At 63.2% G+C, this 24,959-nt stretch carries 18 protein-coding genes; 8 read left to right on the forward strand and 10 right to left on the reverse strand.

The window, feature by feature from the left end:
- Positions 1–58 precede the first annotated feature (58 nt).
- The gene (locus G4G71_RS20495; RefSeq protein ID WP_169939768.1) at positions 59–1,390 is read left to right on the forward strand and encodes a deoxyguanosinetriphosphate triphosphohydrolase; all 1,332 of its coding nucleotides are present in this window, start codon (positions 59–61) and stop codon (positions 1,388–1,390) included.
- A gap of 14 nt (positions 1,391–1,404) precedes the next feature.
- On the opposite strand, the gene G4G71_RS20500 is transcribed toward G4G71_RS20495, so the two are convergent.
- Both G4G71_RS20500 and G4G71_RS20505 read right to left on the reverse strand, forming a co-directional pair.
- Positions 1,405–4,965 (reverse strand): transporter substrate-binding domain-containing protein, encoded by a 3,561-nt coding sequence (locus G4G71_RS20500; RefSeq protein WP_240964820.1) that lies wholly within the window; start codon positions 4,963–4,965, stop codon positions 1,405–1,407.
- A gap of 92 nt (positions 4,966–5,057) precedes the next feature.
- Positions 5,058–5,684 (reverse strand): response regulator transcription factor, encoded by a 627-nt coding sequence (locus G4G71_RS20505; RefSeq protein ID WP_024765082.1) that lies wholly within the window; start codon positions 5,682–5,684, stop codon positions 5,058–5,060.
- 829 nt (positions 5,685–6,513) lie between these two features.
- On the opposite strand from G4G71_RS20505, the gene G4G71_RS20510 reads away from it, so the two are divergent.
- The gene (locus G4G71_RS20510) at positions 6,514–6,930 is read left to right on the forward strand and encodes a response regulator (protein WP_169939770.1); all 417 of its coding nucleotides are present in this window, start codon (positions 6,514–6,516) and stop codon (positions 6,928–6,930) included.
- Here G4G71_RS20510 and G4G71_RS20515 read toward each other — a convergent pair.
- Positions 6,911–7,258, reverse strand: a complete 348-nt coding sequence (locus G4G71_RS20515; RefSeq protein WP_169939771.1) for a YggL 50S ribosome-binding family protein — start codon at positions 7,256–7,258, stop codon at positions 6,911–6,913. The genes G4G71_RS20510 and G4G71_RS20515 overlap by 20 nt on opposite strands.
- 254 nt (positions 7,259–7,512) lie before the next feature.
- Here G4G71_RS20515 and dacB point away from each other — a divergent pair, with 254 nt between their 5' ends.
- On the forward strand, positions 7,513–8,949 hold the full coding sequence (dacB, locus tag G4G71_RS20520) for a D-alanyl-D-alanine carboxypeptidase/D-alanyl-D-alanine endopeptidase (RefSeq protein WP_024765085.1): 1,437 nt from the start codon (positions 7,513–7,515) through the stop codon (positions 8,947–8,949).
- Positions 8,950–8,988: 39 nt separating this feature from the next.
- On the opposite strand, the gene G4G71_RS20525 is transcribed toward dacB, so the two are convergent.
- Both G4G71_RS20525 and rlmKL read right to left on the reverse strand, forming a co-directional pair.
- Positions 8,989–11,400 carry a sensor domain-containing diguanylate cyclase gene (locus G4G71_RS20525; protein ID WP_169939772.1) on the reverse strand — a complete coding sequence of 804 codons (2,412 nt, stop codon included), beginning with the start codon at positions 11,398–11,400 and terminating at the stop codon, positions 8,989–8,991.
- Between the two features lie 102 nt (positions 11,401–11,502).
- Entirely contained in the window at positions 11,503–13,686 is a 2,184-nt protein-coding gene (rlmKL, locus tag G4G71_RS20530) for a bifunctional 23S rRNA (guanine(2069)-N(7))-methyltransferase RlmK/23S rRNA (guanine(2445)-N(2))-methyltransferase RlmL (protein WP_169939773.1), read from the reverse strand.
- 474 nt (positions 13,687–14,160) lie between these two features.
- Between rlmKL and rmf the strand changes: the two genes are divergently transcribed.
- Positions 14,161–14,379 carry a ribosome modulation factor gene (rmf, locus tag G4G71_RS20535; RefSeq protein WP_081519407.1) on the forward strand — a complete coding sequence of 73 codons (219 nt, stop codon included), beginning with the start codon at positions 14,161–14,163 and terminating at the stop codon, positions 14,377–14,379.
- Positions 14,380–14,482: 103 nt separating this feature from the next.
- On the opposite strand, the gene G4G71_RS20540 is transcribed toward rmf, so the two are convergent.
- Both G4G71_RS20540 and G4G71_RS20545 read right to left on the reverse strand, forming a co-directional pair.
- Positions 14,483–15,508, reverse strand: a complete 1,026-nt coding sequence (locus tag G4G71_RS20540; protein ID WP_169939774.1) for a quinone-dependent dihydroorotate dehydrogenase — start codon at positions 15,506–15,508, stop codon at positions 14,483–14,485.
- Positions 15,509–15,561: 53 nt separating this feature from the next.
- The gene (locus G4G71_RS20545; protein WP_169939775.1) at positions 15,562–15,783 is read right to left on the reverse strand and encodes a DUF2835 domain-containing protein; all 222 of its coding nucleotides are present in this window, start codon (positions 15,781–15,783) and stop codon (positions 15,562–15,564) included.
- A 149-nt stretch (positions 15,784–15,932) separates the two neighbouring features.
- Between G4G71_RS20545 and G4G71_RS20550 the strand changes: the two genes are divergently transcribed.
- Positions 15,933–16,814 carry a DUF6685 family protein gene (locus G4G71_RS20550; RefSeq protein WP_169939776.1) on the forward strand — a complete coding sequence of 294 codons (882 nt, stop codon included), beginning with the start codon at positions 15,933–15,935 and terminating at the stop codon, positions 16,812–16,814.
- A 9-nt stretch (positions 16,815–16,823) separates the two neighbouring features.
- On the opposite strand, the gene G4G71_RS20555 is transcribed toward G4G71_RS20550, so the two are convergent.
- On the reverse strand, positions 16,824–17,237 hold the full coding sequence (locus tag G4G71_RS20555; protein WP_240964821.1) for a helix-turn-helix domain-containing protein: 414 nt from the start codon (positions 17,235–17,237) through the stop codon (positions 16,824–16,826).
- Between the two features lie 121 nt (positions 17,238–17,358).
- Here G4G71_RS20555 and G4G71_RS20560 point away from each other — a divergent pair, with 121 nt between their 5' ends.
- Positions 17,359–17,571, forward strand: a complete 213-nt coding sequence (locus G4G71_RS20560; RefSeq protein ID WP_169939777.1) for a MerR family transcriptional regulator — start codon at positions 17,359–17,361, stop codon at positions 17,569–17,571.
- Here the strand turns inward: G4G71_RS20560 and G4G71_RS20565 are convergent.
- Positions 17,562–18,092, reverse strand: coding sequence for a hypothetical protein (locus G4G71_RS20565; protein WP_169939778.1), 531 nt, complete (start codon positions 18,090–18,092; stop codon positions 17,562–17,564). The genes G4G71_RS20560 and G4G71_RS20565 overlap by 10 nt on opposite strands.
- A gap of 199 nt (positions 18,093–18,291) precedes the next feature.
- On the opposite strand from G4G71_RS20565, the gene G4G71_RS20570 reads away from it, so the two are divergent.
- Positions 18,292–18,507, forward strand: a complete 216-nt coding sequence (locus G4G71_RS20570; protein ID WP_054909201.1) for a hypothetical protein — start codon at positions 18,292–18,294, stop codon at positions 18,505–18,507.
- 366 nt (positions 18,508–18,873) lie between these two features.
- Here G4G71_RS20570 and G4G71_RS20575 read toward each other — a convergent pair whose 3' ends face one another.
- Positions 18,874–23,736 (reverse strand): NAD-glutamate dehydrogenase, encoded by a 4,863-nt coding sequence (locus tag G4G71_RS20575; RefSeq protein ID WP_169939779.1) that lies wholly within the window; start codon positions 23,734–23,736, stop codon positions 18,874–18,876.
- Between the two features lie 304 nt (positions 23,737–24,040).
- Between G4G71_RS20575 and G4G71_RS20580 the strand changes: the two genes are divergently transcribed.
- Entirely contained in the window at positions 24,041–24,913 is an 873-nt protein-coding gene (locus G4G71_RS20580; RefSeq protein WP_169939780.1) for a DUF1353 domain-containing protein, read from the forward strand.
- Positions 24,914–24,959: the final 46 nt, after the last annotated feature.

The raw sequence follows: 24,959 nt of genomic DNA on the forward strand, positions 1-24,959 counted from the left end.
AGATTGCCGGCACGAACGGCTAGCGTTGCCGGTAACTCTCTCGATTGCGGAATGACGAATGGACTGGCACACCCTGCTCCCCCGAGAACGCCTCGGCAAACCGGTGCACAGCAGCGCCGAACTCGGCCGCAGCGCCTTCCACAAGGACCACGACCGCATCATCTTCTCCGGCGCCTTCCGCCGCCTGGGGCGCAAGACCCAGGTGCACCCGGTATCGAGCAACGACCATATCCATACCCGTCTGACCCACTCTCTGGAAGTGGCCTGCGTCGGCCGCTCACTGGGCATGCGGGTCGGTGAAATCCTCCGCGACCGTCTGCCGGAATGGTGCGACCCGGGTGACATGGGCGTCATAGTGCAGTCCGCATGCCTGGCCCACGACATCGGCAACCCGCCCTTCGGCCATTCCGGCGAGGATGCCATCCGCCACTGGTTCCAGCAGGCCGCCGGGCGCGGCTGGCTGGATGGCATGAGCGAAGAGGAAAGCTCCGACTTCCTGAACTTCGAAGGCAACGCCCAGGGCTTCCGCGTCCTCACGCAGCTCGAATACCACCAGTTCGACGGTGGAACTCGCCTGACTTACGCCACCCTCGGTACCTACCTGAAGTACCCCTGGACGGCACGCCACGCCGACTCCCTCGGCTACAAGAAGCACAAGTTCGGCTGCTACCGCAGCGAACTGCCGCTGCTGGAGCAGATCACCCAAAAGCTCGGCATGCCGCAATTGGAGGACGAACGCTGGGCGCGCCACCCGCTGGTCTATCTGATGGAGGCGGCCGACGACATCTGCTATGGCCTGATCGACCTGGAAGACGGCCTGGAAATGGAGTTGCTCGACTACGCGGAAGTCGAATCGCTGCTGCTCGACCTGGTGGGAGATGACCTGCCGGAAACCTACCGCCAGCTTGGCCCGAAGGACTCACGCCGGCGCAAGCTCGCCATCCTGCGCGGCAAGGCTATCGAGCACCTGACCAACGCTGCCGCACGAGCCTTCGTCGAACAGGAACCGGCTCTGCTCGCCGGCACCCTGCAAGGCGATCTGGTGGAGCACATGCATGGCCCCGCCAAGCGCTGTGTGCAGCGGGCCAAGGGCATGGCGCGGGAAAAGATCTTCCAGGACAAGCGCAAGACGCTGCACGAGATCGGCGCCTACACCACCCTCGAAATCCTGCTGAACTCCTTCTGCGGTGCAGCGCTTGAGCAGTACGGCCGGAGTACGCCGTCATTCAAGAACCAGCGCATCCTTGATCTGCTCGGCCACAACGCGCCGGACCCGGATTGGACACTCTATCGCGCGTTCCTTCGGGTCATCGACTTCATCGCCGGGATGACCGACAGCTACGCCACAGAGATGGCTCGCGAGATGACCGGCCGCTCCAGCCCCAGCTGAAGCGGCGGCACTGACTAGGCGGCCAGCGTACGCAGCTGCGCCAGCAAATCGTCCTGCAAGGCCGCCATCGCTTGTTCCACCGCCAATGCCCGGTTGCGCAACTCGTTGCTGCCCAGACCATCCTTGCAGCCGCCTTCAAGCTGGCCGCACAACTCCTGAAGCGCGTTCGCGTTGACCAGGCGTGCCGCGCCCTTCATGCGGTGGGCAAGGTCCGCCAGTTGCTTCCAGTCACCCGCTTCCCAGAGTGGCCGGACCTGGTCGATATCCAGCCGGTTACTGCTGTGCAACTCCTCCAGCAAACGGCGAATCAGGCCGGGGTCACCGCCGGTCATCTCCCGCAGGGACTTCAGGTCAACTCCATCGGCTCGCTTGCCCTGCGCGACCCTTGGCCGCTCATCGGCAGCGGTGATCTTCGGTACCGCTTCCAACCGCACCCGCAAATTGTCCAGGCCAATGGGCTTGAACAGGCAATCGTCCATCCCGGCGCGTCGACAGTTCTCGACCTCGTCCGGCTGGGCATTGGCGGTGAAACCGAAGATCACGCAGGGCTCGGCCTCCATCTCCGCTTCCAGTTCGCGAATTCTGCGCGCCAGGCCATAGCCGTTAAGAACGGGCATATTGCAGTCGGTGATGACCAGATCGAAATCACCCGGGTGCCATGCCTGAAGCGCCAGCGAACCATCGGAGGCCACCTCGACCCGATGCCCCAGGTGCTCCAGCTGCTGGGTCAACAACATCCGGTTGGCAGCGTGGTCGTCGACCACCAGCACCTTCAGCGAATGCACAGACCTCAGCACATCCGAAGCCGGACGCACCTCGCCTTCGGGAAGGCTCTCGAGAGTCTGTAGCAACAGCCGTACGGTGACCGTCGTCCCTTCGCCGGGGCGGCTCTCCATACGTACCGTCCCGCCCATCATTTCCGCCAACTTGCGACAGATTGTCAGGCCCAGCCCGGTACCGCCACGACTTGAATGGCTGCTGCGGGCAACCTGGCTGAAGGGCTCGAACAACTGCCGCTGATCCTCTTCGGAAATCCCGATACCGCTGTCCTTCACGCTGACTTCGAGGGACAGGCGCTCACCAGCGACCCGCTCCCCGGAAACGTGGATTCGCACGTGGCCAACATCGGTGAACTTGATGGCATTGCTGACCAGGTTGGAAAGGATCTGCTTGAACCGCAGCGGATCGATGAGCACGTCACAGGCGGCGTCCGCCTCGATTTCCAGCCGCAGCTCCAGCGCCTTCTGCCGGGCCAGCCCGTCGAACACCCGGGCCACGGACTCCACCAGCTCGCGCAGGTGCGCACGCTCGGGCAGGAGGGTCAGGCGACCGGACTCGATCTTGGCCACGTCGAGAATGTCGCCGATCAACGTCAGCAGCGAGTGTGCTGAGTCATAGGCCACTTCCACCGGTTCGCGTTCCCAGTGGCCCTGGTCGGCGCGAGTCAGCGCCAGCTCCAGCATTCCGATCACCGCGTTCATAGGAGTACGGATCTCATGGCTCATGGTCGCCAGGAAGGTACTTTTCGCCCGGTTGGCTTCCTCGGCCTGCTCCTTGGCTGCTTCCAACTGGTGGTGCAGGCGCTCGCGCTCGGTGACATCGATCCAGCCGGTCACCACGCCGGAAAGCTCACCCCCAGGCCCATGGTATGGCGTGGCCCAGTAATGGATTTCACGGACATTGCCGCAAATCTGCAGCATCAGATCGGAGGCCACCTTGCCATCCTGCTCCATGGCCTGCTGATGAATCAGCTGGAGCGTGGCTGCGTCCTGTGCATCCAGCCACGAGCAATCGAAAACTCGGGTGCCGCCAACCGTTTCGTGGGACATACCGGTCTCCGTCAGGAATCCGATATTGCAGGTGACCAGACGCCCTTCACGGTCCCGCACGGCCACCGGCTGGGGAATACCATCGATCAGGGCACGCTTGAATGCGAGCCGGTAATTGAGCTCGCGCTCGGAGTCCTGTCGGTGCCGGACCTTCAACCACAAGCGCCAGTTCCACAGCAACAGCAGGAGCAGCAACAGTGTTGCGGCCCACGCGAGCTGGATGAATTGCGTGCGATAGCCTTGCCAGACGCTGTCCGGCTTTTCCGTGCTGGCGGACCAGCGGGTAACGATGTTGCTCATGTCCTCGGGGGAAATGGCGAGGATCGCCTTGTTCAGAATACCGAGGAGTTCGGGGTCGGTCTGGGAGACAGCCAGGGAGAACTGCCCCGGCTCCCGGTCGAGGGCAAGTGCCACCCGCAGCTCCGGGTAATAGCGAGCGATCAGGTAATTGGCGGAAGACAGCAGATGAATTCCTGCATCGACCTTGCCTTCGCTGATCATCGACAGATCATCGACGTTGTTCTCGACCTCAATCAGTTTGGCCTGCGGATGATGCATACGCAGAAAATCGGCGATGACCGAGCCCTTTGGAACCGCGATTCGACGCCCGTCCAGATCACTCAGCGAGTGCAGCCAGTCGCTCTTTCCGGACACCACGACCACGAAGGAGGCGGCCATATAGGGTCGAGTGAAGCCGAGCCACTCCTCACGCTGAGCCGTCGGTGTCAACGCTGCGATGATGTCTGCCTTGCCCGTTTTCACCTGTTCCAGCATCGCCGTGACGCTGGGCTGGGGGCGCACCTCGAAATCCAGGCCAGTGCGGCTCTGGACGAGGTCCAGTACATCCGCGGCAATGCCGCGGAACTGCGCCTGGGCATCGAAGAATGAGACGGGAGCCAGAGCCTGATCCACAACCACCACCGGGCGAGGATGACGATCAAGCCAGCGCTGCTCCCGGGGAGTGAGGATGAGTCGCTGATTGACGATCGAGAACGCCCCGCCCGGACTCCAGCGCCGCTGGATTGCGCTCTTCGTCTGGCGTGGAATGGCGGCCAGGGTGTGGTTGATAATGTCCAATAGCTCATGCGCCGAGGCGGTGACGGCGAAGCTGAATCCCAGGCCGTCGAAGCCAGCGAAATTCAGCGGCTTGAGGTTCGCCATGTACCCCTGGCTGATCAGATACTGGGCGCTGAAGGCATCCCCGACGTAAAAGTCCGCCTGACCGAAGGCGACCGCCTCCAGGGCCCGACGCACCGACTGGTAGCTCTGGATGGTGGTCCCGGAAAGGTATTTGTCGCGCTCATCCGCGGAGAAGTAGTCGCTGACTACGGCAATGCGCTTTCCCACCAGCTGCGCGGCACTCTCCAGGCGTACGCCCTCCGGGCCGATAACCACAGGCTGATTGGAAAAATAGGGTTGCGTCAGGGTGACTTCGGGGCGCATTGCCTCGTAACGGGTGGAACGACTGAGCATGTCGATATCGCCCCGGTCCAGCGCCTTCAGGGCTGTGGCGCGATCCGCATAACGGCGTACCTCAATGTGGACATTGAGCGCGTCCGCAATGACTCCGGTGAAGTCTGCGGTGATGCCTTCGAGATCCGTGCCACTGGCCATGATGTCGAAGGGTGCGTAGTCCGGCGAGGTCACGCCGAGACGCAGCGTGCGCTTGTCCCTGAGCCATTGCCAGTCGGAATCGTTCAACTTCACCTTGACCGGCTCGTCCGTCGAACGAGCCAGCAGGTTCATTGCGGTCCAATCGTGCTGCTCCGCGACTACCCATCCGCAACAGATGAATAACAACACACTGACGAGCAAGCGGAAGCGGTACATCAAACACCTCAGACCAGCGCGTTCCGCTTGGCAAACTCGATCAGATCGACCAAGGAATGAGCATTGAGCTTCAACAGCAGTCGGGTCTTGTAGGTGCTGACCGTCTTGTTGCTGATGAACATCTGCTCGGAGATTTCCTTGTTCGAATATCCGTTGGCCAGGTACTGGAGAACAGCCATCTCACGGTCGGAAAGGCGCTGGATGAGCTCCTGGTCATCCATCTGCCCGCTGTTGCGGCGGGTCTGGCGAACGGCGGTGCTGGGGAAGTAGTTGTAGCCGGCAACCACGGCGTTGACCGCGCTGATCAGCTCCGCCAGGCCACCCTGCTTGCAGACGAAACCCGAAGCACCGGCCTGCATGCAGCGCATGGCGAACAACGAAGCGCTCTGCCCCGTCAGCACTAGGACCTTGAGCGGAAGCTCGAAGGCGGAGATCCGGCTGATCACCTCCAGGCCATCGAGTCGGGGAATGCCGATATCCAGAACGACGAGATCGGGGATCAGATCCTTGACAAGCGAAAGCGCATCCACGCCGTTGTCGGTCTCCCCGACGATGACGTGGCCTTCCTTTTCCAGCAGCACGCGCATTGCCATACGAATGACCGGGTGATCATCGACAATAAGAACTTTGCTCATCAAGCTTCCTCCCACGGACCCATCGAAATTAATATTTGTCCGTAAGATATATGCCAAGCCTGTTCTGTCGAGATTAACCACCCTCATTATTCATCATTAGAGGACTTTCCTACGTAACATCTAAATAATTCCTACAAGAATCCCTCACCCCTCCCTTATCCGCTCCCCTTCCGCAAGAATATTCTGACACCACACAGGAGATAATCTGACTTCGAGTCCTGATAAACCTCGGCACTATCTCCGCATACTCCATCTAGCTGGTTGCTGGTATGCATTCTTCCTTGTTTGCGGGTAACAATGGACAGCCTTCTCCACCATGCTGGCGTGCAGGGCGCGAAAAATTGATCGAAGATCTCTGCATCGGCCTTTCCGGACCCAGAGGGACAGTCGATTCCACGACCTGTGCGGCAGTAAGTGCCAGGCCTCAACCCAATCCATCATGGAGGTCTCCACGGCAAAGCCTGTTGGCTATCGTTTTCACCCGCCAAGCGCCGGACACTGAATAAAACCTGGCACTTCCTACAAGAATTGGAACCCATCCAGAACAGTGCAACAGATAATATCTTGACTAATCGAAGACCAGCCTAACTGGGCAACAAGCGCGCCTCAATCAGCACAACTTCAGATATAAATTCATAAAAAATCAATCTGAACTTTCGACCAGGGCACATACCATCAATCATATCAAGAAAAACCTTAAAACCTTCACACACACATCCAGACACATACTAAAAGTTCAACAAGAACATTACTCAGGCTTCAACGTCTTCCCCTGGAGAACCTTCAGCAAAGTTCATCAACTGCATCCAGAGTGTTCAAGGAGCGCATCGTGCAGGACAACAAACTCAGCATCCTCGTAGTCGAAGATCATCCCTTCCAGTTAATCGCCACCCAGATGCAATTGAACCGCCTGGGCTTCTTCAGATTGACTCCTGCACTGGACGCCACGGAAGCGCGCGAAGCGTGCGCACGTCGCAGCGCGCCATTCGACCTGCTGCTCTGCGACATCAACCTGCCGGACGTCAATGGAATCGACCTGGCCTGCGAACTAGCCAACGCAGGCACGATTCTCCACGCAGTCCTGTTCAGTGGCCGCGACGAAGAGGAGTTGCAGGCGCAGCTAAAGAGGCTCAGGGCACGCGGACTCCCCATCCTGGCCTGCCTGCCGAAACCTCTCGACCAATGGAAGCTGATGCAAGTCCTGGAAGCGGACGAGAGCCTCAAGCTCAACGAGCGGGCGGATTGACCGGTTGGTCCGGGTACCAGGCATCGATCAACGGGCTGACGGTGAACTCCGCCAACTCAGGCTGCTGCTTCAACCAGCCCTCGACCAGCTCGCGCTGCTCGTTGCTCACCGAGCCACGCCGAGCCAGACAGATGAAGCCGTACTCATCGCACCCACTGTAGACAAGGTCATTGGGCTCCACAGCGCCAGCGGCGAAGCGCTTCATGAAATCGCCGATTGAGCCCTCGCCTTTCCCCTCGCGGTACTTGAAGCTCAATTCGAAACCGAGCTCCTGGAACTCATCGACACACAACTTCTTGCGTAAACGACGGGAACGATGGGTGGCCATCTGAATCTCTCCTCATGAGGGCTTCGTCACTCGATGAACAAGTGTGCCTGAACCAAATACACAACTTGCGCCAGGACAGTCACGCGGTATCTCGTCGAGACGACCGGCGCTCGAAGGCCTGCGCATACTGGAACGGCTTGCGGCATAATGTGCCGCATCTCCCAGTCCAACAGGGAGTACTTCAACTGTAGTGTTGCGCTTCATCTTTTCATTTTATCAAGTCAATGCCCGACCACTGGGATGTCATCTTTTCTATGTTCAAGTCTCTGCGCGTCCTCGCTCTCGCTACATTGCTGCCCTTCGCCTTACCGGCCGTTGCCCAGATCAACACCACCCTGCCCGAGCGCGTACAGAAGGCGCTGAGAGCCAGCAAGCTCACCGATGATGCTCTCTCGCTGGTGATGATTCCGCTCGAAGGCCCCGGTAACGCCACTTATTTCAACTCCGACGTCTCGGTGAACCCGGCGTCAACCATGAAGCTGTTCACCACCTATGCAGCACTGGAGATGCTCGGCCCGACCTATCAATGGCAGACCGAGTTCTATACCGACGGCCAGCTCAAGGATGGTGTGCTGAACGGCAATCTGTATCTCAAGGGCGGCGGCGATCCGAAGCTGAACCTGGAGAAACTCTGGTTGATGATGCGCGACCTTCGCGCCAACGGCGTGCTCAAGGTCACCGGCGACCTGGTGCTGGACCGCAGCTATTTCAACATTCCGCAGTTGCCGGTGTTCAATGACGACGGCGGCGACGACAACAAGCCGTTCCTGGTCGGCCCCGACTCGCTGATGGTCAACCTGAAAAGCGTGCGTCTGGTAATCCGCACCGAGGGCAGCAAAGCCACCGTGCTGATGGACCCGCCGCTGGCGAATGTGCGCATCGACAACCAGATTCAGGTGAGCAAGGCTGCCGCCTGCCCGGCCTGGCCGAAGCTGCGTTTCAACCCGGTGACCCAGTTCGACGGCACCTCGCTGGTCGCCACCGGGCAGATTCCGCAAGGCTGCAGCGCACAGACCTACATGTCCCTTCTCGAACACCCCGCCTACACCGCCGGTGCCGTGCGCGGCATCTGGCAGGAACTGGGCGGCAGCATCCTCGGCAAGGACCGTGAAGGCGCGGTACCGAAGAACGCCACCCTGGTGGCCCGCGCCATGTCGCCGGACGTCGTGGAAATCATCCGCGACATCAACAAGTTCAGTAACAACACCATGGCCCGCCAGCTGTTCCTCTCGGTCGGTCGCCAGTACCGCAACGGCGCCGACGCAGACGACGCCCAGGCCGCGCAGCGGGTGATCCGCCAGTGGCTGGCGCGCAAGGGCATTACCGCGAGCCACCTGGTGATGGAGAACGGTTCCGGCCTGTCCCGCGACGAGCGCGTCAGCGCTCGCGAGATGGCTGCCATGCTGCAAGCCGCGTGGCACAGCCCCTACGCTGCCGAGTACATCTCCTCGCTGCCGATCGTGGCGAAGGACGGCACCATGCGCAAACGCCTGCGCGGCACGCCCATGGCCGGCGAGGCCCACGTGAAGACCGGCACCCTGAACACCGTACGCGCACTTGCCGGCTTCAGCCGCGATGCCAACGGCCGTACCTGGGTGGTGGTGGCAATCCTAAACAGCAACCGCCCCTGGGGCGCCTCGTCGATCCTAGACCAGGTGCTGCTGGACCTCTACAGCAGCACCAAGCACTGATCCAACGCAAACCCCGGCCAACAGGCCGGGGTTTTCGCATCAGGCTTCGACCTTCTCCAGACGGTCGCGCCCCAGGCGCTTGGCGCGATAGACCGCACGGTCCACCTTGCGCATCAGATCATCGGCGCTTTCCCCAGGGCACCAGGAGGCAACGCCGAAACTCGCGGTGACCACGCCCACTCCCTCCATCGGCTGACCACGCAGTGCCTGCCACAGCGCCTCGGCCAGTTGCCAGGCCTGCTCCGTGGTGCTGCCCGGACAGAGCACCACCAACTCCTCGCCTCCCAGGCGACAGAACACATCCACCTTGCGCAGGCGCTGGGAAATGCGCTGGCACAAGGTCACCAGCACGATATCCCCCGCCTCGTGGCCAAAGCGGTCGTTGATATTCTTGAAGTGGTCGATGTCGAACATCACCAGCGACAGCGGCTCGCTGCTGCGCGAGCAGCGCGCCATGGCCTGGTCCAGTTGCTCCTTGAAATAACGGCGATTGTGGATGCCGGTGAGCGCATCGGTGACCGAAAGGCGCCGCAGCTCCAGCTCCGCTTCCTTGCGCCGGGTGATGTCGGTGGCGATGCCCAGGTAACCGGTGGTGCTGCCAGACGAATCGCGGACCCCGGTGATGATCAGATTGATCTTCAGTTGCCGGCCATCTCGACGCACGCAGGTCCATTCGTGCTCCTCGTGCCCCTCGCCGACCAATGCTCCGACCACTTCGAAGCCGCGAATCTCACGGCCGAGGATGCTCGACAGATCCTGCGCGCGACGGCGGATTTCGTCCTTGACGAAGACGTTCTCCGGCACCGGCCTCCCGATCACCTCCTGGGCGCTGTAGCCGAACATGCGTTCGGCCCCCACGTTGAAGCTGCGCACGAACCCGCGCAGGTCGGTCGACACGATGGCAACCTGGGTCGCCGCATCGAGCAGGCCGTGCAGACGGCTGTTCACCTCGCCCAGCTCCAGCTCGGCGGCCTTGCGCGAACTGATGTCGGTCTGGGTGCCGATCATGCGTCGCGGCGCGCCGTCGTTGTCGCGCTCCACCACCTGCCCGCGATCGAGCACCCAGAGCCAGCGCCCACTCTTGCAACGCAACCGATGTTCGCTCTGGTAGAGCGAAGTCTCGCCGCGAAGATGCCGGCGCAACGCCTCGCAACGTGCGACCTTGTCATCCGGATGGACGCGACTCAGGCTTTCGTCGGTCGTGGTGCCCACCTCGCTGTCGCGGTAGCCAAGCATCGCTTTCCAGGCGTGGGAGTAGAAGACGCTGCCGCTATCCAGGCTCCAGTCCCATACGCCATGACCGGCACTGTCCATGGCGAAATGCAGGCGCGCCTGGTTCTCCTGCAGCTCCAGCTGGTTGGCGCGCAGTTCGGCCGTGCGCTCTCCCACCAGTTGCAGCGCCCGCTGACGCTGGCCCAGCAGGATCAGGACATAACCGGCGAGCAACAGTGAGGTCAGCCCGCCCGCGAAGATCACCCACAGCTGAGGATGCCCCTGGTTGCGGCGCAGAAAGTCGCTGGATGGCTCGACGCGCACCAGATAGTCGCGACCAGCGAATGCCAGGTGGCGCTCGGCCACCAACCCTGCCGTCTGGTCGGGGGACACCGGGCTTCGATACAGGGGGACATCCGGGCGCAGGTCGCCGGCATCGCGCAATGTCAGGGCCAGTTGCTCCTCGCGCCCTTCCGCGCCTTGCTCGATGAGCAGCCGGTAACTGATGGCCGCCAGCAGGATGCCCTGGATTCCGACCCGGGTTTCCGCCGTTGGGCTGGGCGTCACGCTGGTCCGGTAGAAGGGGGCTGCCAACAGCACCCCGGTGGAATCGGCCGGCGGCGCGCCGGGCAGGACCACCGGGATAGAGGCCGCAACGGCGCGCGTCTTCACTACGCGCCGGGCCAGCTCGCGCCCTGGCAATGTCGAGTTGAGATCCAGGCCCAGCGGCATTTCCTCCAGATACTCGGAGGCGCCATAAAGGACGGGGAAGTAATAGTCCCGAACCTGCGCGGGAATAGGCTGCCCCTGCAGGTCGAGCTCGAACAGCATGTAATCGAGCATCCCGGCAGCATGAGCGCGGGCCTCGAAAGCCTCCCGGTCGTGCTGCGCCACATGGGGCAGCCAGGCATAGCCGAGGGTGTCGCCCAGCAGGGGACTGACGAAATGCTCGAACTCCTCCCTGGAGACCGACCTGGAATTTTCGAAGAAGCGCTGGATCGACTCCAGCTCACTCTGCTGCAGCGTGAACCGCTCGCGGACCCGATCGATCCGCTCATTGGCGGCCAGGGAGAACTGCTGCTCGAGGGCTACACGGGCGTTACGCCAGACATTCCAGCCCAGCAGGGCGGTCAGCAGCAGACCTGCCGCCAGCACCAGGCCGGCGGCGCGCAGAGCCTTCTTCTGGCTGACGACTCCCTGAGCAACGGGCAACTGCTCGTAGGCCGGCAACTGAGTCATGTGGAATCCCGGTCTCAGGGTTTACTCAGTTTTTATAGCAGCCGATGGCCATTTGCCCAGGGCCCGCGCGACGCACGGCCCCTGCCGCGCGCCGTTGGGACTTCAACGGACGATGATGCGCCAGGCGCGGTGGATCTTGCTGTTGCGGGCAAAATCCTGGTCCAGCGTCTGGGCGCTGATATCCTCGACCTGGTAACGCGCCGACAACCCTTCGTCCAACTCGAACTTGCGGAAGTTGTTGGAGAAGTACAGCACCCCACCCTTGGCCAGCCGCGCCATGGCCAGGTCGATCAGTTCGACATGGTCACGCTGCACGTCGAACACCCCTTCCATGCGCTTGGAGTTGGAGAAGGTCGGCGGGTCGATGAAGACCAGGTCGTACTCGCCGCGGTCTTCGCGCAGCCATTCCATCACGTCGCTCTGCACCAGGCGCTGCTTGTCGGAGAAGCCGTTGAGCGACAGGTTGCGCCGTGCCCAGTCCAGGTAAGTCTTGGACAGGTCGACGCTGGTGGTACTGCGTGCATCGCCCTTGGCCGCATGCACGGTGGCCGTGGCGGTGTAGCAGAACAGGTTGAGGAAGCGCTTGCCCGCGGCCTCGCGCTGGATGCGCAGACGGATCGGGCGGTGGTCGAGGAACAGACCGGTGTCGAGGTAGTCGGTCAGGTTGACCAGCAGCTTCACGCCGCCCTCTTCCACTTCCATGAAACGGCCTTCGGCATTCTGCCGCTCGTACTGCTTCTTGCCGGCCTGGCGCTCGCGACGCTTGATCACGATGCGCTCGGTGGGAATGCCCAGGGCTTGTGGCAGCGCCGCCAGTGCATCGAGCAGGCGGGTCTGGGCCTTCTCCGGGTCGATGGACTTGGGTGCCGCGTACTCCTGCACGTGCGCCCAGTCACGGTAGAGGTCCACTGCCAGGGCGTACTCAGGCATGTCGGCGTCATACACCCGGTAGCACTCGATCTTTTCCTTGCGCGCCCACTTGCCCAGCGCCTTGACGTTCTTCTGCAGGCGGTTGGCGAACATCTGCCCGCCCTCGCTCAGGCGAGCCTGCTCGATCACCGCGGCGCCCTGAACCGGTGACGCTTCGCTGCGCTCGCCCCGCTCGCCGGTCACGAACTGGCGCGGCTCCACGTCGAGCATGATCAGCTTGCACGGCAGCGCCCCGTTGAAGAACGCGTACTGCTTGTGGCTGCGGATACCCATGCGCTTACCCAGCTCCGGCGCACCGGTGAACACCCCGGCACTCCAGCCCAGGCAGCTCTGGCGAAGCCGTTCGCCCAGATGCTGGTAGAGATACAGCAGGCTGGCCTCATCCCCCAGGCGCTCGCCGTAGGGCGGGTTGCAGATGATCAGGCCCTTCTGGCCCTTGTCCGGACGCGGCTCGAAGGTCGCCAGCTCGCCCTGATAGATCTTTATCCACTCGGCCAGTCCCGAGCGCTCGATGTTGTTGCGCGCCGGCTGGATCAGGCGGGGATCGGCTTCATAGCCACGAATCCACAGCGGGGTCTTCGCCAGGCCGACTTCGGCGCGCTGCTGGGCCTCGTCGATCAGCATCTTCCAGATCGCCGGCACATGGCCCAGCCAATTGCTGAAACCCCAGCGCTCGCGCTTAAGGTTCGGCGCCACATCAGCGGCAATCAGGCCGGCCTCGATGAGGAAGGTACCGACGCCGCACATAGGGTCGGACAGTGCGCCGCCTTCAGCGGCGATCTTCGGCCAACCGGCGCGGATCAGCACCGCTGCGGCGAGGTTTTCCTTCAGCGGCGCGGCGCCTTGCTGCAGGCGGTAGCCGCGCTGGTGCAGGCTGTGGCCGGAGAGGTCCAGCGACAGTACCGCCTGGCCACGATCCAGGTGCAGGTGCACGCGGATATCCGGATTGACCTTGTCCACCGTCGGGCGCTTGCCGAACTCGGCGCGCAGGTTATCGACGATGGCGTCCTTGACCTTCAGCGCACCGAAGTGGGTGTTGTCGATGCCCGAGCCCTTGCCGCTGAACTCCACCGCCAGGCTGCCATCGGCCTCCAGGTGGTCACTCCAGGACACGGCGTTGACGCCCAGGTAGAGGTCTTCGGCATTGCTCACCGGGAAGCGCGACAGCACCAGCAGCACACGGTTGGCCAGGCGCGACCAGAGACACAGACGGTAGGCCGTCTCCAGGTCGCCCTTGCCGCGAATGGCCGAAACCTGGGCGCGCGCCTCGGTCAGCCCGAGAGCCTGGGCTTCCTCCAGCAACAGGCCATCGAGCCCTTTCGGGCAGGTGAGGAAGAGATCGTGCAAATCCGCCATGCAAATAGTTCCTGGGCCGCAGCCCTTTCAGCAAAGCCGCTTACGGCCTTGTCGGCCACCTTTTTATTCGACCAAGGTGACCCGTGTATTCATTTTCAGGGATGGACCGGCGAACCGGCCTGCGGCCTCGCGTCGCAGAAAGTCATCCCACTCGTCGGAACGAGAGATGGTCTCAATTAGACACACATTCCTCTTGATCCTCGGCAAGCTCCCGCCCCTGGGGGGTTATGCCGTACTGGCATTTTGCAAACCGGGCGAACCTTATGGCTTGAACCCATAAGAGTTACGTCCTTATGACAAATTGGTCATTCACAGCCCCGGAACCTTTCGATAGAACTCGGGGTAATCCTTCACCGCAATGGTGTCGGGCGGGGCGCGTCACGCCGGCAATGCGCCCCATTTGGCGGAACATTCCGCCCGGCCTCCCTGGGGGGCCAACGGGACATAACAGTCAACAAGTGAGGGCTACACCCTATGAGAAGACTTAAGCGTGATCCGTTGGAAAGAGCCTTTTTGCGCGGTTATCAGCACGGCATTACTGGAAAATCTCGCGACCTCTGTCCGTTTACCCATCCCACCACCCGGCAATCCTGGCTCAACGGCTGGCGTGAGGGCCGCGGCGACAACTGGGATGGTTTGACCGGCGCCGCCGGTATTCAACGAGTGAACCAATTGCAGCACGCAACAGGCTGAATCCAGGGTCACCCACGACTTCCCCAAGCCGCCCCATCCGGGCGGAAAAGGGCGCAAGCCCAAGGGCTCCGAAAGGAGCCCTACTTATTTCTGCTACCTGTCCTTACGCCCGCCTGGCCGCCGCAATGGCGTCCACCGCTTCGCGAATCAGCGCCGGGCCCTTGTAGATGAAGCCGGAATAGATCTGCACCAGGCTCGCCCCCGCGGCGATCTTCTCCGCAGCATGTGCGCCTTCGGTAATACCGCCGGCAGCAATGATCGGCAGGCGACCACCCAGTTCACCAGCCAGCACCTTGACGATGTGCGTGCTCTTCTCGCGCACCGGAGCGCCCGACAGGCCACCCGCCTCGTTGCCGAACGGCAGGTGCTCGACGCCTTCGCGGCCCAGGGTGGTGTTGGTAGCGATTACCGCGTCCATACCCGACTCGATCAGCGCGGCGGCGACCATCGCAGTCTCCTCGTCACTCATGTCAGGAGCGATCTTGATTGCCAGGGGCACGCGGCGGCCATGCTGCACGGCCAGGTCCTCCTGGCGCAGGCGCAGCGCCTCGAGGAGCTGCTTGAGCGAATCGCCGAACTGCAGGCTGCGCAGGCCGGGGGTGTTCGGCGAGCTGACGTTGACCGTGACGTAGCTGGCGTGGGCGTAGACCTTGTCCAGGCAGATCAGGTAGTCGTCCACCGCGCGCTCGACTGGAGTGTCGAAGTTCTTGCCAATGTTGATGCCCAGCACGCCCTTGTACTTCGCCGCCTTGACCCGCTCGATCAGGTGATCGACGCCATGGTTGTTGAAGCCCATGCGGTTGATGATCGCGGTGGCTTGCGGCAGGCGGAAGATGCGCGGCTTGGGGTTGCCCGGCTGCGGACGCGGGGTAACGGTGCCGATCTCGACGAAACCGAAGCCCAGCTGGGCGAAGCCATCGATGGCATCGCCGTTCTTGTCCAGGCCGGCCGCCAGCCCCACGGGGTTGGCAAACTCCAGGCCCATCACCTTCACCGGCAGGCTCCTGGGCGCCTGCGTCAGCAGGCCATTGAGGCCCAGGCGGCCACCGGCACCGATCAGGTCGATGGACAATTCATGGGAGGTTTCCGGGGAGAGCTTGAACAGGAGCTCGCGGGCCAGGCTGTACATGGTCGGGCATCGGTCGGCAAAATGGGGCGCTATTATAGCCAGCCTGCCCTCGCTCAGGCGAGGCGACGCAGCGCCAGCAGCCGCCCGGAATCATCGAATTCCAGCTCGAAGCTACCGTGCACTCCGGAGTGAGTGACGAATGGACGCAGGTGATGAGCAGGCAGGTTGACCTGCCGGCCATCGCGGCTACGTACCTGCACCCGGTTGGCATACCCGCGATAGAGCGCCTGCAGCCGGTCCGCCGACAGAGAAATATCCAGCACAACGCAAGCCATGGAGGCCTCCCGGAAGTGAAGGAAAGAATTTTGCCACAACGCATGCGCCCAACGGCGCCAGGGTTTTCTATGCTTAGGGCAACACGCCGCGCATCCGGCCCGGCGCTTCCTGCACTGACCAGTCGGCCATCGGGAGTCTTGCGTCGTCCATGAGTCAACCACCTCGCCCCCGCAGCGTGACCAGTCGGCTGGCTGCCCTTGCCCAACGCCTGGGCATCGGCAACGCCGATGGACGGAACATCGTCGAACGCAGCCGGAGCCTGTCCCTGCCCTTCGAACCGCTACCCGACTGGCCCGCCGGCCTCGGCTGGCAGTCCGGGCCGCCACTGTACCGGCTGATCGACCTGCCGCGCGGAGCGCTCTCCGGTCCCGTGCAGGAAGACAAGGCGCGCATCCATGCCGTACTCAAGCGCCTGGTGAGCAGCCACCACGAGGAACATCCCGCAGTCGACATGCGCAGCATCGACGGCCTGTGCTGCCGCGGCCTCATCGACAGCCCGCTTGCAGGGCTGGAGGAGCTTTCCAACTGCGAGCAGTGCCGCAAGGTGCGCATCATCAGCTACAACGATTTCACCAAGGTGCTGGGCGTGGCCCTGCCCGGTTTCGAGCGCAAGGCGCAACTGCAGTTACGCAGTGCAGGCTGGCACGGCGAGCGTCTGTTCTGGGACGACGACAATCACCCCTGCGAACTGGCCAACGCGGTGGTCTATGCCCGCCGCCGCGGGCTGGAGATCGTCCTGCCCGCGCGAATCCAGCGCTTCGCGTTGCAGGCTGCTGTCCTGGATGAACTACAGCGCGACTTCCACATGCTGGCCATGCCGTCCAGGGCCTGGAGCGACGCGGCCTTCATGGAGTTGCTGCTGGAAACCGGCATGCCCTACGCGCGCTTCGGCCTGTTCAACTCGGAAACCCCGGAGAGCCTCCTGTTGCCCAGGGACAATCCGGCGTCGGATGCCTTCGGCCAAGGACTGCAGGAGGCCGGAGCACAGGACGTGATCACGTACCTGCGCAACGTCGGCAGCAAAGGCTGACCCTCGGCGTCACACCTCGGGTGCATCCTCGCGGAGCTGGCGCTCCTCCTCGTCCAGGCTTTCCAGCATCGCGTGATGCCTGGCCTGCCATTCTTCGAGACTGAGACCCGCCGTCGCCAACAGTTGCGGATTGCGCTTCACCAGGTAGACCGCTGCCCGCTGCGCGGAGTCTTCCACCTTCCAGCTCACCTCGGCCGGATCGATCGGCCCTTCATAGGTGATCCAGCGACTGAAATCCGGGTACACGCTGCAGACCTTCTGGAAGTCCAGGTCCCGCATGCGCTGGTTGCCGTACTCGATGTTCTCCACATCCTTGGCCTTCATTCCGACCGTTTCGGCGAAGGCGCGGCGCGACTGCCCTGTCAGCGAGCGCAGTGCCCGTAGTCTCTCTCCTGCGGTGAACAGGAAACGTTTCTTTATCATGTGTCGTCCATCTCCGAGACTGCGAAGGCCTCGAAAAACACCCCAACTACTAGGATAAATTGGCTATCCAGACCGAGGCGCAAGCCCGTGGATCAAGGGGCATGATGGTGCGGGACACGAGATGAAGCAGGGAAGAGGATTCACCCCGGACTTGCTCGCGGGTGGCTATTACGTGACGCCGCAGCGCTTTGCACAGCTGATCGGCCTGGGCGATCGCCAAGCCATTGTGCAACGCTGGATCGAGCAGGGAGACCTGCCCTCGCGCTGCATCGGCGGCCAGACCCTGGTGGACCTGGCCGCCCTGCTCCTGATGACCCAGCCGGATCAGTCCTGATCCGCTTCCTGGGCGGCCTGCAACGCTGGCATGGCGGGAATGCCGATTTCCACGCAGAGTGCCATGACGCGCTCAAGGTCGTTTCGATACACCAGCACGCACTGCAGTTCGGTATCCAGCGGCTCGCTGAAGTCCACCAGCACGTACCCGCCCTTTTCCGGGTACAGCGCGCCGAGCTGGGTCTGGATGCGATTCAGCGCGGCAAGCGGCTCGGCCTTGCGCAATTGCTTGGCCTGCAGCACGAAATTGACGCTGGGGTCGAAGGAGGCGCGGATCTCACCGAACAGCTCCTCGTAGCTGTCGCCCATGAACAGCACGATTTCCGGCAGGCTGCCGACCACGACCCATTCGCCCAGGGGAATGGGGAAGCTGTCGTCGTAGTTGATGTCTGCATTGGCCGCGAGGAAGGCGGCCGGATCGGCATAGGCCTGCGAGGCCTCGTCGGCGATCTGCTGGATCTCTTCCTCCGCCAGGCAGCCGGAGCTGATCAGCGTAAGGAGTTCGACGAGTTGCGCTTTCATGAGGGAGTCCTGAAGAGAGATGAACAGCCGGAAAGCATATCTGCATTCGCCGTAAAACACCGCAGGTAGGGAACTTTCCGTCAGACAAAAGCGTCCGAAGTTGCCAGAAACGATACCCACTATCGAACGGGATGATTTCTGCTCACCTCGAGCGGTTGATAGCCTGACAACCATCCCGAACCAGCCTGCGTGTGAATCCATGAACCGTGCCCTCGCCCTTCTCTCCCTGACCCTGCCCCTGTGGCTGGTGGGTTGCGCCAGTCAGCCCGCGCCGCAGCAGGAGCCCTACAGCAACGAACAGGTGAAGTCCTTCGCGCTGAAGATGCTGGGGACCAGCAACATGTCCGATGAGCTGTACGCCAAGTACCGCCGGGCTCTGACCGAGCCGCACGAGGATGGGCGGAGCGGAAGCTGATTTTGCATTGATCCTGTTTCTGACTGCCCCTAGAGGCGCTCCTGCAGGCCAGCGCTGTCGGCCTTGCTTTCTGCTCTTCTGATTGGGCGTGTCTGCGCTGCCTTGGCGTGCGCGCAGACTCCGTCTTTCTTCCCTTCGGCCGGCCTGCTTTGCCAAGCCCCGCAACGTAGGCCAAGGCCTCGCCACTCCGTCTGAACTGTTCGCGAGCAAGCTCGCTCCTACAATCCAGCTGAGCAGCGCTCCTGGCAGGAGCGAGCTTGCTCGCGAACATGCCCCGTCTCTGTGCTGGCTGGCCTGTCGATCACGGTAAAAAAAGCCCCGCACTTGGCGGGGCTGGAGCATCAAAAGGTCAATCAGGCTTGAGCATCACACAGGGCACACGCCCTGCTGGTTGCTCTGCGCCAGGTCGAGCAGCTCGCGGTTGGCCACGGCGTACATGGCGTAGTCAGTGCTGGTGGAAGCACGCAGCTCGACGAGCATGGCGCGCCATCTGGCGACCATCGGGGCGTGCTGTTCCAGCCAGAGCGCCACGCGCGCATCGATTTCCGCCGGGCCGTCTTGCATCTGCAGCACCGAGACGGTGATTGCCCGCTGCTGCCAGTCCAGGTCGTCGCGGAAGGCCTCGCGGGCCAGCGCCTGCCAGTTGTTCTCCACCGGCAGGGAGCTGAGCTGCTGCAGGTACCAGGTCAGTTCCAGCTCGCTGCCCAGGGCGAAGTAGGCGCGCGCCACGTCGGCCGGGTCGCGGCCGGTGACGTCGGCTGCCTCGACAATCGGCAGCAGGGTGTAGAGGTGGCTGGTGCCGGCGACCATGCGTGCCAGCAGCTCCGGCACACCGGCGTCGACATAAGCCTGGTAACGCGCCTGCCACAGCTCGCGCGTCGGGCCTTCGAGCAGCTCGTTGAGCTTCAGGCCAAGCGCGGCGATGCGCGGACCGAAATGCGCCACGTCACGGGCAGCATCCTGTTCGTTGCGGCGGCTGCGCAGGAACCAGCGCGTTGCGCGGCGGCCCAGGCGCATCAGTTCGTCCATCAGGGTGAGTTGCACTTCCGCCGGCACCTGGTAGTCCAGCGCCTCGATCTGGCGGAACCAGTGCGGCAGGTGGAACACATCGCGCACGATCACATAGGCACCCGCCACATTCGCCGGCGTCATGCCGGTGGACTCCTTCAGGCGCTGCACGAAGGTAATGCCCATGTGGTTGATCAGGTCGTTGGCGATCTGCGTGCTGACGATCTCGCGCTTCAGGCGGTGCCGGCGCATGGCCGGACCGAAGGTGTCGACCAGGGTCTGCGGGAAGGCCGTCTCCATGTCGCGGGTCAGGTAGTCGTCGTCCGGCACCAGCGAGCCCAGCAACTGCTCCTTCAGATCGATCTTGCTGTAGGAGATCAGCACGGACAGTTCTGCGCGAGTCAGGCCCTGTCCTGCGGCGATACGCTCAGCCAGCGTGTCGTCGGTTGGCAGGAATTCCAGCGCGCGGTCCAGCTTGCCACGGCTTTCCAGGTCGCTCATCAGGCGCTTGTACTCGGCGATGCGCTCGCGGGCACGGCGCTCAGCCAGGGACAGCGCCTGGGTCTGCTTGTAGTTGTTGCCCAGCACCAGATCGGACACCTGGTCGGTCATTTCCGCCAGCAGCTTGTTGCGCTGCTTGCTGGTCATGTCCCCGGCGGTCACCACTTCGTTGAGCAGGATCTTGATGTTCACCTCGTGGTCGGAGCAATCCACGCCACCGGCGTTGTCGATGAAGTCGGTGTTGCACGCGCCGCCATTGAGGCCGAATTCGACCCGCGCCAGTTGCGTCATGCCGAGGTTGCCGCCCTCGCCCACCACTTTCACCCGCAGGTCGCAGCCGTCCACGCGCAGGCCATCGTTGGCCTTGTCGCCGACGTCGGCATGGGTTTCATCGCTGGATTTCACGTAGGTGCCGATGCCGCCGTTCCACAGCAGGTCCACCGGCGCCTTGAGCAGCGCGTGGATCAGCTCGGTGGGGGTCAGGCGCTCGGCGTCGATGTCGAAGCGCGCGCGCACTTCCGGCGTCAGGGTGATGCTCTTGGCGCTGCGCAGGAAGATGCCGCCGCCGGCGGAGATCAGCGAGGCATCGTAGTCGGCCCAGCTGGAGCGCGGCAGGTTGAACAGCCGCTGGCGCTCGGCGAAGCTCGCCGCCGGGTCCGGATTGGGGTCGAGGAAGATGTGCATATGGTTGAAGGCCGCGACCATCTGCAGCTTGTCCGACATCAGCAAACCGTTGCCGAACACGTCGCCGGCCATGTCGCCGATGCCGATGACGGTGACGCTGTCCTTCTGCACATCGATGCCGCGTTCGCGGAAGTGGCGCTGCACCGAAACCCAGCCGCCACGGGCGGTGATGCCCATGCCCTTGTGGTCGTAGCCGGCAGAGCCGCCGGAGGCAAAGGCGTCGCCGAGCCAGAAGTTGTAGTCGGCGGAGATGCCGTTGGCGATATCGGAGAAGGTCGCGGTGCCCTTGTCCGCCGCCACCACCAGGTAGGGGTCGTCCGGGTCGTGGCGCACCACGTTGGCCGGCGGCACGACGTTGCCTTCCTTCAGGTTGTCGGTGATGTCCAGCAGGCCGGAGATGAAGATGCGGTAGCAGGCGATGGCCTCGGCCTGGATCTCATCGCGCGAACCGCCCAGCGGCAGGCGGCGCGGGATGAAGCCGCCCTTGGCGCCGGTGGGCACGATGACCGCGTTCTTCACCTGCTGCGCCTTCACCAGGCCCAGCACTTCGGTGCGGTAGTCCTCCTCGCGGTCGGACCAGCGCAGGCCGCCACGGGCCACGTCGCCGAAGCGCAGGTGCACGCCTTCCACCCGCGGGCAGTAGACGAAGATTTCAAACTTCGGCGTGGGGCGCGGGATTTCCGGAATGGCCTTGGGATTGAACTTGAAGCTGAAGTAGCTCTTGTTCTGCCCGGCAGCGTCGGGCTGGTAGAAGTTGGTGCGCAGGGTCGCCTTGATCAGGTCGAGGTAGCGCCGCAGGATGCGGTCCTCGTTGAGCACCTGGACGTTGTCCAGGGCCGCGAGAATCGCCTGCTCCAGCTTCTGCTGCTTGTCTTCCAGGTCCTCGGCGGTGAGCTTGCGGGCCAGGTAGAAACGGGTCTTGAACAGGCGCACCAGTTCGCGGGCGATGTCCACGTGGGCGTTCAGTGCGCTGGCGATGTAGCCCAGGTCGAAGCCCAGGCGAATCTGCTTGAGATAGCGCGCGTAAGCGCGCAGCAGGGCCACGTCGCGCCACGGCAGGCCGGCGGTCAGCACCAGGCGGTTGAAGGCATCGTTCTCGGCATCGCCGTTGACGATGTGGACGAAGGCGTCCTGCAGGGTCTCGTTGAGCTCCTGGATGTTGACGTCCAGGCCCTCGGCGTAGGTGAAGGCGAAGTCGTGGATCCAGTACTCGCGGCCGTTGATGTGGCGCAGGCGGTAGGGGAACTCACCGAGCACGCGCAGGCCGAGGTTCTCCAGGATCGGCAGGACGTCCGACAGGGCCAATGGCGTGTCGGCGTGGTAGAGCTTGCAGTGCAGCTGTTGCTCGCCCTGGGCCAGCGGCTGGTAGAAGCTCATTACCAGCGGGCGGCTGTCGCCCAGGCTGGACAGGTGCTGCAGGTCCACCACGGCGAAGTGCGGGGCGAAGCGCTCGCGGTAGCCGGCCGGGAAGCCTTTGGGGAAGTCCTCCAGCAGGTTGTTGCCCTGCCCTTCGCCGAAGTTCTCCAGCACCAGCGTGGCGTAGTCGTCCTGCCAGGAGCGGCAGGCCTGGATGGCTTCCTGCTCCAGCTGGGCGGCGTCGACGTCGATGCGGTTCTTCGGGTCGACGCGCAGGATGAACTGCACGCGGGCCAGGGTGGATTCGGAGAAGAAGGTCCAGAACTCGCAGTCGCTGGCCTTCAGGCGCTCCATCAGCACCTGCTGGATCTTCATCCGCGTTTCGGTGGAGTAGATGTCGCGCGGCACGTAGGCCAGGCAGTAAGCGAAGCGGCCGTACGGGTCCTTGCGCAGGAACAGGCGGATCTTGTTGCGTTCCTGAATCTGCACGATGGACATGGCAGTGGCGTAGAGCTCGTCCACCGGGGTCTGGAACAGGTCGTCGCGGGGCAGCACTTCGAGAATCTGCGCCAGTTCCTTGCCCAGGTGCGCCTTGCTGTCGAAGCCGGAGTTCTTCAGGACGGCGGCGACCTTGCCGCGGATGAACGGGATGTCGAACACGCTCTCGGCGTAGACCGCCGAGGTGTACAGGCCGAGGAAGCGGAACTCGCGGACGACCTTGCCCTTGGCGTCGATCTCGCGGATCGATACGTAGTCCGGGTAGGCCGGGCGGTGCACGCGGCTGGGCTGGGAGGCCTTGGCGAAGGACAGCAGCACCGGCTCGCGCAGGTAGGCCACCGCGTAGTCCTCGATGTGCAGGTCTTCCTTGTTAAGGCCGGCGCGCAGCAGTTTGGTCAGGCCGAGGAAAGCCTTGTCGTCGTACACCAGGTGGCCGCCATCGGCCTCCTCCTGCACGGTGAATTCTTCATAGCCGAGGAAGGTGAAGTGGTTGTCCAGCAGCCATTCGAGGAAGGCACGCACTTCGGCGGTCTCTTCCGCACGGGCCTTGACCTTGGACTTGCCCAGCCAGGCCAGCAATTCCTCGGCCTTGCTGCGCATGGCCGGGAAGTCGGCGACCGCCAGGCGGACTTCGCCGAGCACTTCCAGCAGGGCCTTCTCCAGGGTGCGCAATTCGCCGGTCTGGGAGACGCGGTCGATCTCCAGGTACATCAGCGATTCCTGGTGCACGTCCTTGCCGGTGCTGTTCTTGGGCAGAATCTCCAGCAACTCGCCCTTGGCATTGCGGCGCACGCTGAGCACGTTGGTCTGCAGGGTGTGGATGCTGTAGCCGCGGCGGTTCAGCTCCATGCGCACCGAGTCGACCAGGAACGGCTGGTCCGGGTGCAGCACCTGCACGGCGGTGTGGGTCGACTGCCAGCCGTGCTTTTCATAGTCGGGGTTGTACACCGCCACTTCCGGCTGGGCGGGGTCGAAGCGTTCCAACAGGCGCCAGGAAGACAAGGTGCAGCCGACCAGATCGGACAGCCTGCGCTGGGTCAATTCGTCGAGGGAGATGAAGCCGAAGAACTGCTCGGCGAACAGGGCTACTTGTGGCAGACCCTTGTCGTCGACGTGCTGCGCCAGGGCCGCTTTCAGTTGTTGCTGGAAGTCGGCTTTGCTGGCTGCGGTGAAGAACGCCATGTTGTTACTCCGCTGGGCTCGAATTATTGGATTGAGCGTAGAACGCATATCGTCTTGTGTCGGGCCACAGGTATAGCCGGGCAGTGTGACCCTCGATTGACAGCCCCGACCGGGCGGTCACCGATCCCACCGAGCTTATCGGGACTGGGCCGCCGCTGGCTTACGGGGCTGCGACATATTCGTTCAACGGCATGCAGCCGCCATGCTCTGGGGAAACGACAGAATTTGCGGCACGATCGTTCCGCAACTGCCCGAGGAAATATCAAAGCGCTATCATGGCGGTCCCTCGCCTGGAACGGACGCCATGCAACGCCACCCTCCCCTGCGCCGCCCGCTGCTGCGCCACCTGGACAACCTGCTGGTCACCCTGCTGGGCGCGGCGCTGCTCGTGGCGGCCTGGCTATTCCTCGACGAAGCCGTGCGGCCGCTGCTGATCGGCGCGGTCCCGGTCTATCTCGGCGTGCTGCTGCCGCGCATCGTCGGCCGGGGCGAACGCCTGCGCCGGGTGCAGGCTGCGCGGGAACGCTCGGTGGACGAGTGGGGTTTCTGCAGCCGCGACCGCAACGGCCCATGGATCAACTACATCGATTTCCCGCTGGTCCGCGAAGATCCGCTGTTCAGGGGCCGCTACTTCTATAGCGAATGGCTGGTGGTGCACGACGGGCGCATCGTCATCAACCCCGGCCCTGCCCATGTCGACCTGAGCACCGGCACCGTGAGCTACGACTTCGGCTGCACCCGCACCTATGCCTGGGACGGCTGCTCGCCGAAAGTGCCGTTCTTCTGGATGGCGACGCTTGGCACGCCGGACTGGTGGGAGCACCTGGAAAGCGTGCAGTGCCTGCGCCACGGCCAGCAGCAGGAGCGCGTGATGTTCTGGCCGGTGGCGCACCACGCCAGCCTGGTACATGACGCGCTCTATCAGTTCCTCAACGTCGCCCCGGTGACCAAGGCCGAGGCAGACGAACTGTTCCACCGCATGTTGCTGGACGCCGGCATGCCGCGCCTGGTGGCCTGGGTCTACCGTTTCGCAGTGGTCCACGGCGGCGCGCGCGACATGCGCCGCCAGCTCAACCCCAATACTTCCCTGCGCCTGCTGACCCCGCTGCCCGGCGGCCGGGCAACTCAGGAACCACTAGCGCCGCACAAGGCTCGAAGCGCAGCGCTGCAAGAGTGACGGCCGATGCAGTAAAGTAGGCGGCCCGACAGCCCCACCCTTCGTC

The organism is Pseudomonas multiresinivorans, assembly GCF_012971725.1.
Taxonomy (GTDB): Bacteria; Pseudomonadota; Gammaproteobacteria; order Pseudomonadales; family Pseudomonadaceae; genus Pseudomonas; species Pseudomonas multiresinivorans.